The 12820-nt window shown below is 40.7% G+C and carries 9 protein-coding genes; 8 read left to right on the top strand and 1 reads right to left on the bottom strand.

Annotated elements, in window-relative coordinates:
- The first annotated feature begins 2 nt into the window (after positions 1-2).
- The 8 genes from Cop2CBH44_RS02285 to Cop2CBH44_RS02250 all read left to right on the top strand — a co-directional run bounded on the left by Cop2CBH44_RS02285 (position 3) and on the right by Cop2CBH44_RS02250 (position 11539).
- Complete coding sequence (locus Cop2CBH44_RS02285) at positions 3-1253, top strand: DUF418 domain-containing protein (protein ID WP_246469167.1); 1251 nt, start codon at positions 3-5, stop codon at positions 1251-1253.
- Complete coding sequence (locus Cop2CBH44_RS02280) at positions 1250-2662, top strand: MATE family efflux transporter (protein ID WP_200755481.1); 1413 nt, start codon at positions 1250-1252, stop codon at positions 2660-2662. The genes Cop2CBH44_RS02285 and Cop2CBH44_RS02280 overlap by 4 nt, the downstream gene beginning before the upstream one ends.
- 227 nt (positions 2663-2889) lie before the next feature.
- Positions 2890-3738: a DUF3737 family protein gene (locus tag Cop2CBH44_RS02275; RefSeq protein ID WP_200755480.1), complete on the top strand. Its 849-nt coding sequence runs from the start codon at positions 2890-2892 to the stop codon at positions 3736-3738.
- Positions 3739-3767: 29 nt separating this feature from the next.
- Entirely contained in the window at positions 3768-4931 is a 1164-nt protein-coding gene (locus tag Cop2CBH44_RS02270) for a MalY/PatB family protein (protein WP_200755479.1), read from the top strand.
- Positions 4932-5273: 342 nt separating this feature from the next.
- Positions 5274-7064, top strand: coding sequence for a DUF6383 domain-containing protein (locus Cop2CBH44_RS02265; RefSeq protein ID WP_200755478.1), 1791 nt, complete (start codon positions 5274-5276; stop codon positions 7062-7064).
- A 229-nt stretch (positions 7065-7293) separates the two neighbouring features.
- Positions 7294-9294 carry a DNA primase gene (dnaG, locus tag Cop2CBH44_RS02260; protein WP_200755477.1) on the top strand — a complete coding sequence of 667 codons (2001 nt, stop codon included), beginning with the start codon at positions 7294-7296 and terminating at the stop codon, positions 9292-9294.
- 15 nt (positions 9295-9309) lie between these two features.
- Complete coding sequence (locus tag Cop2CBH44_RS02255) at positions 9310-10224, top strand: ABC transporter ATP-binding protein (protein WP_200755476.1); 915 nt, start codon at positions 9310-9312, stop codon at positions 10222-10224.
- The gene (locus tag Cop2CBH44_RS02250; RefSeq protein ID WP_200755475.1) at positions 10217-11539 is read left to right on the top strand and encodes an ABC transporter permease; all 1323 of its coding nucleotides are present in this window, start codon (positions 10217-10219) and stop codon (positions 11537-11539) included. The genes Cop2CBH44_RS02255 and Cop2CBH44_RS02250 overlap by 8 nt, the downstream gene beginning before the upstream one ends.
- Before the next feature lie 262 nt (positions 11540-11801).
- Here the strand turns inward: Cop2CBH44_RS02250 and Cop2CBH44_RS02245 are convergent, their stop codons facing one another.
- The gene (locus Cop2CBH44_RS02245; RefSeq protein WP_200755474.1) at positions 11802-12641 is read right to left on the bottom strand and encodes an outer membrane protein assembly factor BamD; all 840 of its coding nucleotides are present in this window, start codon (positions 12639-12641) and stop codon (positions 11802-11804) included.
- Positions 12642-12820 lie beyond the last annotated feature (179 nt).

Raw genomic sequence — 12820 nt, 5'->3', positions numbered from 1 at the left:
CCATGAAAGCAGAGTCTGCTTCTTGTCGTGTGGCTATGCCGGTCAAGCCGTCTGAGCGGCACATCATTTTGGACGTGTTGCGCGGAGTGGCTTTGTTGGGTATTGCACTGGCCAATTTTACGGAGTTTTCGCTCTATTCATTCCTTCCAACGGAGGCAACAGAATCCATGTCGACCGCAAATATCGACCGGATTGTGCGTTATTTCCAATATACCTTTGTCGACGGGAAATTCTACACCATTTTTTCGTTGTTGTTCGGTATAGGATTTTCGATTATTATCGCCAATGCCGTGGAGCGTGGAACCAACGGGTTCCGTATCTTTTATCGACGGATGGCGATATTGTTATTGGTCGGTTTTTTGCACTTGATGTTTCTTTGGAGTGGTGATATTCTGATGCTTTATGCATTGTTGGGGATGTTGTTACCGCTTTTCCGTGATGTCTCTAACCGGATGTTACTGGTATCGGCTTTCGGATTGTTAGCTGTTCCCATAGCGGTAGATTTTATCGTAGAACTTTCCGGTATTTATCCGTCAGCCTCTGTTGTAGAACTTCAGCAAACCTATTGTGACAAATATGGCATTACGGATGAAAACTTTGCTTATTGGTTACGCGATGCAAAACATTATAGTGGAACTTTTAAATTTCTTGTTCAGGGAGCACTGGTTCGAGTTCAGGAATTTATCGACGGCAATCGCTACTTTAAAGTATTGGGACTGTTTATCTTGGGGTTCTATATCGGCCGTAATCGCCTCTATGCCGATTTGGAGAGCCGCCGACCCGTGTTGCGGCAGATTGCCCGTTATGGATTCGGTTTCGGATTGCCATTGTCTCTTTTCTACGCATGGAGTATTATGAATAATTATCCGCAGAGCCTCGGAGCATACTCCGTACTATACTTTACCAGTGTATTTCCGCTCAGTTTTGCTTATGTGGCAAGTATCTGCCTCTGTTTTTTACGTTATCCCCGATGGGGCATATTCCGTTTCTTTGCCATGCCAGGACGTATGGCTCTTACCAATTATATCGGGCAATCATTGTTCGGAATATTGCTTTTCTATGGTATCGGATGGGGCTTTGGTGCCGAAACAGGACTTGTCTATGTAATCTTGATTGCTATAGGAGTATGGATAGTCCAAGCCCTATTCAGTAACGTCTGGTTACATTATTGCCAATTTGGTCCACTGGAATGGATATGGCGTATGCTGACTTACGGAAGAGTATTCAATCTCCTAAAGAGAAAGAGCATATGAAAATGCATAGTGATGCTCTCCTCGCCATGATTCGAGACGGTAAACCGATGACTCTGTCCCAACAGTTACGTCTGACAGTGCAATTGAGTGTACCGGCTATTATAGCACAACTTTCTTCCATTGTCATGCAATATATCGATGCGGCAATGGTGGGCAGTCTTGGTGCCGAGGAATCAGCCGCTATCGGTTTAGTTTCGACGACCACATGGCTCTTTTGGGGGTTGTGTGTAGCTGCTGCTACAGGTTTTTCTGTACAAGTGGCACACCGTATCGGTGCCGGTGACATGCAAGGGGCAAGGGCCATATTACGTCAATCAGTCACGGCAACGCTTTGTTTCAGTCTGTTATTAGCATCAATAGGGGCAACAATTAGTAGTGTTTTGCCTGAATGGCTGGGAGGCGATGCTTCCATCCGTTACGACGCGTCGCTTTATTTTCTTATCTTTTCCCTTTTTCTCCCTGCCTTACAGATGAATTTCCTTGCAGGGGGCATGCTCCGATGTAGCGGTAATATGCATATGCCGAGCCTGTTAGGTGTAGTAATGTGCGTGCTTGATGTCATATTCAACTTCTTTTTGATATTTCCTTCGCGTGAGTGGAACATAGCGGGTTTCTTTTTTACGATGCCGGGAGCAGGGCTGGGAGTCAAAGGTGCCGCTTTGGGAACAGCTGCTGCCGAAGTTGTTGTCGCTACCATATTGTTGAGATACCTTTGGACTCGTTCTGCTGAATTGCGTCTGACCGGAGAACGTGGAAGTTTCCGCCCGGTCTTGAATACTTTGAAAAAGGCTTTACATATCGGTCTACCGATGGGTATAGAGCACATTGTCATTTGTGGGGCTCAAATTATGACAACAGTTATCGTAGCGCCATTAGGTATCTTTGCCATCGCGGCCAATTCGTTTGCCATCACCGCAGAGAGTCTTTGTTATATGCCCGGCTATGGTATTGCCGATGCTGCCACTACATTGGTCGGCCAGAGTTTGGGGGCAAAACGCCGTGAGTTGACCCGAAGTTTTGCGCACATGACCGTATTTATGGGTATGGTTGTCATGGGTATTATGGGGGTATTTATGTATCTTTTTGCACCACAAATTATCGGGTTGATGACTCCCGTCAATGAAATTCGTGAACTGGGTGTGATGGCATTGCGTATCGAAGCGTTCGCAGAACCGATGTTTGCCGCTTCGATTGTAGCCTATGGCGTTTTCGTAGGAGCAACTGATACACTTGTACCGTGTCTGATGAATTTCTTCAGTATCTGGGCCGTGCGTTTGTCTTTGGCTGCCATACTTGCACCGTCGTTGGGGCTGAAAGGCGTATGGATAGCCATGTGTGTGGAACTCTGTTTCCGAGGCGCGATTTTTCTCATCCGACTGAAGCGGGAACGTTGGATAAAAAGAGTATAACAGGTTTGTATGTTTTGATAAAGGGACGTTGGAGTTTTTTTTATTGATAACTGCTTGAGACAATATCAGTAATTGAGGTTATATTATCTGTAATTTGTCTACTATGAGAAATGAGGTTTTGATTTAATTTTGCTATATAAAAATAGAGTGACTGTTGGTTCCAAAAGTAATGGAGTGAGCGTCTTTTTTTTGAAACAAATAGTCTGACAACTAAAATATTGTTACAAATGAAATTAATAAAAGATACCGAATTCGGAGGTGAGCGTCCTTTGTTTGAATCTCACGACCTCCATATAGACAATGTGACTATTCGTACCGGTGAATCAGCTATAAAAGAGTGTAGCAACATTATAGCTACCAATTGCCGTTTTGAGGGTAATTATCCTTTTTGGCATGTACATGGTTTCAAGATAGACCGCTGTTATTTCGATGTAGGTGGTCGTTCGGCATTATGGTACAGTGACCACCTGAAAATGACAGATACAGTGATTGATGCTCCGAAAATGTTTCGTGAGATGAATGAAATCGATATCGAGAACGTCATAATGAACGATGCAGATGAAGTATTCTGGCGTTGCAACGATATACGTATCAAAAATCTCAAATTGCACGGAGGCACCTACCCTTTTATGTTCAGCAACAACATTTATGTGGATGGTTTGGAGAGCGATAGCAAGTATGTCTTCCAATATGTAAAGAATGTAGAGATACACCATGCCAAAATTACAACAAAGGATGCCTTTTGGGAAGTGGAGAATGTAACCATTTACGACTCTGAACTGAATGGAGAGTATCTCGGCTGGCATTCAAAAAATCTGCATCTGGTGAATTGCCATATTACGGGTGAGCAACCACTCTGTTATGCACACGACCTGGTGTTGGAAAACTGTACCTTCGGTACTGATTGTGACCGAGCATTTGAATATAGTACATTGCAAGCAGATATTCGCGGTGCTATTACCAACATCAAGAACCCGATGTCCGGACGGATTGTTGCCGATGCAATCGGTTCGGTAACGATTGATGAGAATATCAAGGCTCCAGCTAACTGTGATATTCGTCTCAGAGATGAGTAAATTTGTTTCAGTAAATAAGGTGAATGAATATGAAATACAACTTTGATGAACAAGTACCTCGTCGTGGAACTTGTTCCTATAAATGGGATAGTGCAAAAAATGAAGATGTGCTACCCATGTGGGTGGCTGATATGGACTTCCGTACGGCTCCTGCTATCGTAGATGCTCTGCGCCAGCGGGTAGAGCATGGTATCTTCGGATATACCCGAGTACCTGACAGTTATTATAAGGCTGTAACAGATTGGTTTGTTCGTCGTCATGGTTGGGCCATCGAACGTGAATGGATTATCTACACATCAGGGGTAGTTCCTGCTTTGTCGGCCATTATCAAGGCTCTGACCCAACCCGGAGATAGAGTACTGGTACAGACACCAGTCTATAACTGTTTTTTCTCCTCTATCCGCAATAATGGATGCGAGATAGTCTCTTCTCCATTGATTTATGCCAACAATTCTTTTTTCATCGATTTCGACGATTTAGAGAGAAAAACTACTGACCCGAAAGTTAAGGTGATGTTACTTTGTAATCCGTATAATCCTGCCGGGCGAGTATGGACACGTGAGGAACTGACACGTATTGGAGAAATCTGTATTCGTAATGGAGTTATGGTAGTTGCAGATGAAATTCATTGCGAACTAACTCTTCCGGATTATGTTTATACTCCATTCGCATCTATTTCAGATGAATTTCTTATCCATTCGATAACATGTTTGTCTCCCAGCAAAGCATTTAATATTGCCGGATTGCAAATTGCGAATATTGTTTGTGCAGATGATGTTGTCCGAGCTAAAATCGACCGCGCGATTAATGACAATGAGGTGTGCGATGTCAATCCGTTTGGTGTAATCGCTACTCAAGCTGCCTATAACGATAGTGAGGAATGGCTGGAACAACTGTTGGATTATCTGAACCAGAACTATCTGTACATGCGGGACTTTTGTAAAACGTATCTACCGGGGTTTCCAATTACCATATTGGAAGGAACTTATCTTGTATGGATGGATTGTCGTAAATTTGGAATCTCGTCAGAGCAACTCGAGCATCGATTGGTTAATGAGGCAAGACTATGGCTTAATGCCGGTAGGATGTATGGTGCTGAGGGAGAAGGTTTCATGCGCTGGAATATAGCCTGCCCTCGTGCAGTATTGATAGAAGGGCTGGAACGCTTCAGAAATTTTGCATATAAAAAGTAATTTACATGATAATTTGGGAAAAAGAATCGTGAAAAGATTAAAATAAAAAATCGTTCGTCTTCATTTTTGTTCGGAACAGGTGTTCTGACTCGTAGCTCAATATTTATTTGTACATACACCGACAGGATGTATGCCGTATCTCTCAATACTCATTTTATTTTTTAAGTCGGGCATAAAAATTATGTCCGACTGTTTTTATGACATCACTTTTTTAACAATACCTACAAATACCGATTCGTTCTTTTCAAAATACCTAAATCAAGGGATTTTACAATTTTTATCCAAAATATACTTTTGCCCACGATAAAATATATTATAAATATATTAAAAAATTGACTGACAATGAAAAAGATTTTACTGCTTGTTTTTTCGATGGTATGCGGGGTATCCGCTTATGCCGGAGACGTTAATTTTCAGTGGGCAAAACCTTTAATTGCTCCAATGGGTACTAATGCCCACTCTCTTACCAAAAGTGCGGATGGAAAGATATTCGCATTTTCGAATTTCGGTTCTTCAGGAGAATCCAATACTATCTCTTATGAAGGAGAGATATTGGGAACCGGAGCTCCTTATAATGGAAGCAGCTCATCAGGAAATTTAAATATCGTATTCCAGAAATTAGAAAAAAATGGAGATCTTATCTGGTCGATAAACAGCTGCTGGGGCGGTGCTTCGCTTTCTGATTGTGCTTATACTCCTACTGCTGACGGAGGTGCGTTTCTTGCACTGAAATTCTACCATACCAATTATGATGCCGCTGGAAACGGCAAGCTGGTATCGTTGGTCGATGCTAAGGGTGAAACGACGGATGTCATCTGGGAATATCCGGGTCATTGGGTATACCAGGGAATACTGGCCAAAATCAGTACTGATGGAGCTGTTGAATGGACTCAACTGATTCATGTCGATTATTCCGGAGAACCGAATGCAACTTATTACAAAGAATATACTCCACAAGGTTTCTACTTCTATGGTGCAACGGAGGATAATGAGGGGAATTTATATATCGCCGGGAACTACCGAAAAGAAATGACTTTTACTAAAGAGGGCGGAGACAAGGTCATATTGACTCCTCACAATACCGAAGGATGGAATGGTGATCCTCAAGGGACTGTAGGGGACTTGTTTTTAGTGAAACTGGATAAAGAAGGCAATTATCTGGGACATGTGACCACTACAGGGTCTGCTGCCAGAGAGAGTATCAATGATATAGCATATGCAGATGGTAAGATATATTTTTTAGGTATGGTAAAAGGTAGCGCTACGGAAACTTCTGAAATAAAATTGGGTGATACTACAATACAACCGACTACTTTTGACGATATTATTGCAGGTGCTGTAAATACCGATATGTCTGTCGCATGGGTAAAACATTTTCCAGCTTTTGCAGCCAGTAACGGCAAGCATACTACCCAGAATAAGAAAATGGATATCCAGAACGGAAGTTTATATTTGATGGGACATGTCGTAGGTGGATTCGGAGCCGATAAATCAGAGGCTCTGATTTCGGGTTCGAGTACTTTACAATCGGGATTCCTAATCAAATGCAGCGCAACTGACGGGACATGGCAAGGCGGTGCCATCGGTGATAAAACAATCGGAGGATATTATGGCGCATATGAGGATGAGAATGGGAAAGTCTACACATACGGCTATGCTTTAGGTAATGTTTATCTTTTAACGTACGATAGTAAAACTTGGACAATAGATAATGAATACAACTTGGTTAAAGGTGGTTCTGCTTCTGCATGGGGATGCTTATTCGATGGAAAGCAATTGCTGGCATTTACTCGTAGTAGCGCAACATCTTCTACCAGTTTTGTTGATGAATCATTTACTTTGGATGGTAGAAAAGACGCCGGCTCCTGGGTCGCTATCATTTCTTCTTATGAAATTCCTGGAATGGAATTACCCACAGGGCTGACTACTGCCACTGTATCTCAAGACCAAAATATAAAAGTCTATGGAGGGAAAAATCAAATATTTGTAGAAGCTCAAGAGAATTCGGAGGTACAAATATTAAATATCTACGGACAAATAGTAAAGAGTATGACTGTTACAGCAGGTAAACAAGTAGTTTCAGTGCCGAAGGGAATTTATATCGTCAATAACAATAAAGTACTCGTATATTAAAAAGAAAATTTTTTGAAATAAAATTTGAAAATAAAAGGTCTTACGGCTCTAAACTCTTTTTTCAGAAAATCCTCCTGTTCTTGTTATTTGAAAATAAAGCAGGAGGATTGTTGTATAATATGATAAGAAGATATGGGCTTCACTCTATTTTTGGAAAATTTAAATATACTTGTAGCCTCCCCCTTTGCAATTAATTAATTATCTTCGTTGCCGAAAGGAAGTAAAGAAAATGATAGACCAAGCAACCGTTGATAGGATTATTGATGCTGCTAATATTTTGGATGTAGTCTCTGATTTCGTTACACTACGAAAGAGGGGGGTAAATTATATAGGACTGTGTCCATTTCATGATGAAAAGACGCCATCGTTCAGCGTATCCCCATCGAAAGGTATATGTAAATGTTTCAGTTGCGGCAAGGGAGGAAGTGCTGTTCATTTTATTATGGAGCATGAACAGCTTTCGTATTATGAGGCATTGAAATATCTGGCGAAAAAGTATAATATCGAGATTAAAGAACGGGAGCTTACCGATGAAGAAAAGCAGATGCAAAGTGACCGGGAAAGTATGCTCATCGTCAATAGCTTTGCACAAGAATACTTTACCAATATTCTATTTGAACATGCAGAAGGCCGCTCGGTAGGACTTGCTTATTTTCACGAGAGAGGGTTTAGGGATGATATTATCAAAAAATTTTCGCTCGGTTATTCTCTCGAACAGCGAGACGCCCTCTTTAAAGAGGCGGAAAAGAGAGGTTATAAAAAAGATTATTTATTGAAAACCGGACTATGTCTTGAGGGACAAAACGGCTATGTCAGCGACCGTTTTCGCGGACGTGTGATTTTTCCTGTCTTCAGCTTGTCGGGTAAAGTACTTGCTTTTGGCGGTCGTATTTTGAAAAAGGACGATAAAATGGCCAAGTATGTAAACTCTCCTGAATCGGAGGTTTACCATAAAAGCAATGAATTGTACGGTATATATCATGCGAAACAATCTATTGTGAAAAACGATTGTTGTTTTCTGGTGGAGGGATATACTGATGTATTGTCGATGCACCAGTCCGGTATCGAAAATGTCGTGGCTTCATCCGGAACTTCACTTACTCCAGGCCAAATACGGCTGATACATCGGTTTACCAATAATATTATCGTATTATACGACGGTGATGCTGCAGGGATAAAGGCTTCTTTGCGAGGTATAGATTTGATTTTGAAAGAGGGAATGAACATCAAGGTCGTGTTGTTGCCTGACGGCGATGACCCGGACTCGTTTTCCAGGAAACAGAGTGCTGCATCCTTCACAGAATATATCAAAAGCCATGAAGTGGACTTTATTCGTTTCAAAACCAATCTTCTACTGGAGAGTGCCGGAGAGGACCCGATAAAACGGGCTGCCTTGATTACAGATATTGTACAGAGTATCTCAATTATTCCCGATGCCATTGTCCGTTCGGTATATACCAAAGAGTGTAGCCGTTTGCTTGATGTGAACGAAGAGATTCTCTTGCGGGAAGTCAATAAGAAGAAATTCGACCAAATAACCAAAGAGAATACGCCGTCTAAAGACAATACTGCAGTGGAGGCTGAAGTTGCCAAAAAGTCGGAAGATAATATAGAACAGGATGTTTCTTCTGAAAACGCCCCCGACCTTCCAAAAAGAAGAGCAGCATCTCCACTGGATACTTTTGAGCGGTCTCTGGTAAGATATATGATACGTTACGGACATCGGGTAATTTTCAGTTGTCCGGATGAGGAAACGGGCCAAACTTTCGACTGGGCTGTATTGCCTTATATCATGGCTGACCTGCAACAGGACGAGATAGAGTTTCAACACCCGTTATATTCGCAAATGGCTCGTGAAGCTGTCGATAAGTATGAGAGTGAAGGAGAACATCTGGAACGGTATTTCTTGTCGCATCCTGATCCGGAAATAAGTAAAACTGCTGTAGATATGGTAAGTGAAAAATATCAGCTCAGTAAAATACATACAAAATTTCAAAAGGTAGAGACCGAGGAAGAGCGACTTGCCGAGCTTGTTCCCAGAGCTTTGTTTGAACTGAAAAATGCCATCGTATGTATGAATATCAAAAAACTGAGAGATGAGATAAAGAAAGCCGGAAAAGAGAAAGATACTGTTCGTATCACCGAACTAATGAGTGAAATAACAGTTTTGAACGGAGTGAAAGCTGCTTTAGCAAAACAATTGGGTGAACGTATCATCAGCCCTCTGTAAAAAATAATATCATTTATGTATTATCTGGAAGCTCTCGACATTATAAAGCAATATGAAAATCACCGTGCTTTGGACGGTGTAACTGTACAGGTTCCGGAAAATTGTATCTATGGGCTACTGGGGCCTAATGGTGCGGGCAAGACAACTCTTATACGTATTATCAACCAGATAACAGCTCCGGATAGCGGAACCGTCAATATTAGGGAACGGCGTCTGTGCAAAGAAGATGTATCACGCATCGGTTACTTGCCGGAAGAGCGTGGACTGTATAAAAAAATGAAAGTGGGTGAGCAGATTGTTTACTTAGCCCGGTTGAAAGGTATGAGCAAAAACGACGCTCAACATGAGATGCATTATTGGCTCGAAAAATTCGGTATCGGAAACTGGGAAAAAAAGAGAGTCGAAGAGCTTTCTAAAGGTATGCAGCAAAAAATACAATTTATCACTACAGTCATACATAAACCGGAATTATTGATTTTTGATGAACCTTTCAGTGGCTTTGACCCTGTGAATGCCAACTTATTGAAACAGGAAATATTAGAATTGAAGGAAAAAGGGGCTACCGTTATATTTTCTACTCATAATATGAATTCGGTGGAGGAACTTTGTGATGAAATCACGTTAATAAATCGTTCTAAAGTTGTATTATCGGGTCATGTAAATGATATCAGAGAGAGACATAAGAAAAACCTTTTCCGTATACGTACTACTGCACCTCTCCCCGAATCTTTGAGTCATGAATATAAAATCATCGATAAACGACAAAATGGGGATTATGTTGAGAGTATTGTCATGAAAAACGGAAATCTTGCTCCTTCGGAGCTTATCTTGCATTTGGCACGATTGTGCCAGCTATCAGTCTTTGAAGAGATACTACCGACTATGAATGAGATATTTATCGATACCGTAAATGCAAATCTATATGAATAAGATATCACTCATCATACAACAAGAATATCTGTCAAGGGTAAAGAGAAAATCGTTTATCCTTATGACTTTGCTTACACCTCTCCTATTTATTGCTGTCATGCTGGTACCGACATGGCTGGCTGAAGCCGGGGACAATGAACATCGGAATATCGTAATTGCGGACCAAACCGGACTGTACGAAAGTGTATTTACCGACACCGGCAATTACTCTTTCCACTATACTACTCGACATATAACTCCCCGATATGATACAGACGGAGACAGTGAAGAAACGTATGCTTACATTGTCATATCTGACAATTTATTAAATAACCCGAAGGGGATTGTCATTTATTCTGAAAAACAAGTTAATGCTGATTTTAAAAGTACTGTAGAACAACTTATAAATACATATTTGACGGAGGAAAAAATAGCGTCATATAATATTCCTGACATAAAAAAGCTCATTGCCGATTCGAAAACAAATATAAATATAGCTACTATACGTCTTGAAGAAGACGGAACGGAGGCTGAAACTTCTACAGAACTTGCTACAATTATCGGTATTATTTCGACTATAGCCATTTATATGTTCCTGTTATTGTATGGTGTGCAAGTAATGCAGGCCGTAATGCAGGAAAAGACCAGCCGCATTGTTGAAGTTATGGTATCGTCCGTAAAACCTTTTGACCTGATGTTTGGGAAGATAACGGCTATCGGTCTAGTAGGACTTACGCAATTTCTCATCTGGGTTATATTTATCGCTGGTATTATTTTTCCTATGGGAATATTGTTTGGTGTCGGTAAAGTAAGTACAGAAGCGGCAAATACCCTAAGCTCAATGCAGGGTTTATCAGCAACAACGCTTCCTGCCGGAGCTTTCGACAATATCGAGCATCTGATAAATGGTATTCATTTTCCCGAATTGTTTATCTGCTTTATCTTGTTTTTTATTGGCGGTTATATGCTGTATTCTTCTCTATTTGCAGCTATCGGCTCGGCTGTCGATAGTGAAGCTGATACTCAACAATTTATGGTACCTGTAACCGTCATCATCATTGTTGCGCTATATCTCGGGATATACAGTGCACAGTCTCCTGACAGCGGTATTGCCTTGTGGAGTTCATTATTTCCATTCACCTCCCCTATTGTAATGATGGTACGCATTCCGTTCGGAGTACCTGCCTGGCAAATCGTATTGTCGCTCGTCATTTTATTCGCCTCATTTATCGGTGCAATCTGGATTTCGAGTCGCATCTATCGTGTAGGCATTCTGATGTACGGAAAAAAAATCGGCTATAAGGAAATTGTCAAGTGGATAAAGTATAAAGAATAAAGGTTTTGTCTAAATCTCTCGGGCAGAATAGCCATCTTATTTATTTTCTTTCGGAATCTCGTTTCCCGGGGAAATATAAACTCATCTAATTTTTCCAATAGGAAAATATCATCAGGTCTTTTTTGGTTTTCTCTCTCGGTTTTTTTTCGTTTTCATTCGTCAGATAGTCTGTTATCTTCCTTATAAAAACAAAAAGACATCCCAAAAGAAGCTCTCAAACTTGACTTCGAGTAAAATTTAGACAAAGGACTCTAAGAAGTTATTATTTCTTCAATTCTGCTTCTTTTTCTGCAATCTGACGACGCAACACTTCTACAGTCTTGGAAGCAATGGCTTGTTCACGTGTAAAATCCTTTACCGCACGCATAGCCGAAGCTAATTCGTATGAAGTATTAAGCATTTTACGGGAGCGTTCGTCGAGATAGAACGAATATGGTCTTTTGCCTTCGTAACTGACTTTTATTTTACCAGGAGTATTATAAATGAAATTGGCCACCGACATCATTTGAGGGCCTTTATAGGTAACGACTTCAGTCGTATTGCCATCGTTGGTAAAACTAAAATTACGTGCTCCATCGTATGGTATGACAGCAGTCAAAGCATAAGTTCCATCAGGAGCTTCTACACGCATGGATTGGTGCTTCAAACCTGACGGGCCAAAATAAACGCTCGAAATCATCATTTGACCTTGTTCGCTTACTTGTGCTCGTACATAGCTTCGTTTTATAACACCGGCATTCTTTTCGGTCTTGTATATATAATTCCCTTCTTCTTGATATTTGGCATCCTTTTCTAAGTAAAATTCTTTCTTCAAACGTTCTACGTCGGCCTTTCTTACTTGCAACATACTATCTGCATAAGCCAGGTTACGTTCGTATTCTTTCAAATTTATCTTACGCATCAATTGCATACCTCGCTTTATCTCATCAAATGAATTGGGATACAGAATTTCAATACTGTCAATTACTTCTTTTGCTCTATTATATTCACCTTGTTCAAAAAGCAATTCTGCTTTTTCATATTGCTCTTTGGCCTTATTATTTTTGCCTGTACAAGAAATTATAATTGCAACAACAGATATTGCATATACCCATTTTTTCATTCTGTTTTCGTTTTTTTAGATTAACGTATATGCAAAGTTAAAAATTTTTTATTATCCTATATCATCCTACGTGCCAAAAGGTCGATGAATTTCATAAAAAGGAAGATAACTTATTTGAGGCCGATAAACATTCTGAATTGTATTTTGTATATATTTGCGAACTGTTGGAATTGCCGGGA

It is taken from the genome of Coprobacter secundus subsp. similis, from assembly GCF_015097275.1.
Taxonomy (GTDB): domain Bacteria; phylum Bacteroidota; class Bacteroidia; order Bacteroidales; family Coprobacteraceae; genus Coprobacter; species Coprobacter secundus.
The sequence above is the reverse complement of the archived record's forward strand: the minus strand, read 5'-3'. Positions and strand labels throughout refer to the sequence as shown.

Excerpts from the sequence above, each read along its gene's own strand:
- Cop2CBH44_RS02285 (WP_246469167.1), top strand. The coding sequence starts at position 3 with ATGAAAGCAGAGTCTGCTTCTTGTCGTGTGGCTATGCCGGTCAAGCCG.
- Cop2CBH44_RS02280 (WP_200755481.1), top strand. The coding sequence starts at position 1,250 with ATGAAAATGCATAGTGATGCTCTCCTCGCCATGATTCGAGACGGTAAA.
- Cop2CBH44_RS02275 (WP_200755480.1), top strand. The coding sequence starts at position 2,890 with ATGAAATTAATAAAAGATACCGAATTCGGAGGTGAGCGTCCTTTGTTT.
- Cop2CBH44_RS02270 (WP_200755479.1), top strand. The coding sequence starts at position 3,768 with ATGAAATACAACTTTGATGAACAAGTACCTCGTCGTGGAACTTGTTCC.
- Cop2CBH44_RS02265 (WP_200755478.1), top strand. The coding sequence starts at position 5,274 with ATGAAAAAGATTTTACTGCTTGTTTTTTCGATGGTATGCGGGGTATCC.
- dnaG (WP_200755477.1), top strand. The coding sequence starts at position 7,294 with ATGATAGACCAAGCAACCGTTGATAGGATTATTGATGCTGCTAATATT.
- Cop2CBH44_RS02255 (WP_200755476.1), top strand. The coding sequence starts at position 9,310 with ATGTATTATCTGGAAGCTCTCGACATTATAAAGCAATATGAAAATCAC.
- Cop2CBH44_RS02250 (WP_200755475.1), top strand. The coding sequence starts at position 10,217 with ATGAATAAGATATCACTCATCATACAACAAGAATATCTGTCAAGGGTA.
- Cop2CBH44_RS02245 (WP_200755474.1), bottom strand. The coding sequence starts at position 12,641 with ATGAAAAAATGGGTATATGCAATATCTGTTGTTGCAATTATAATTTCT.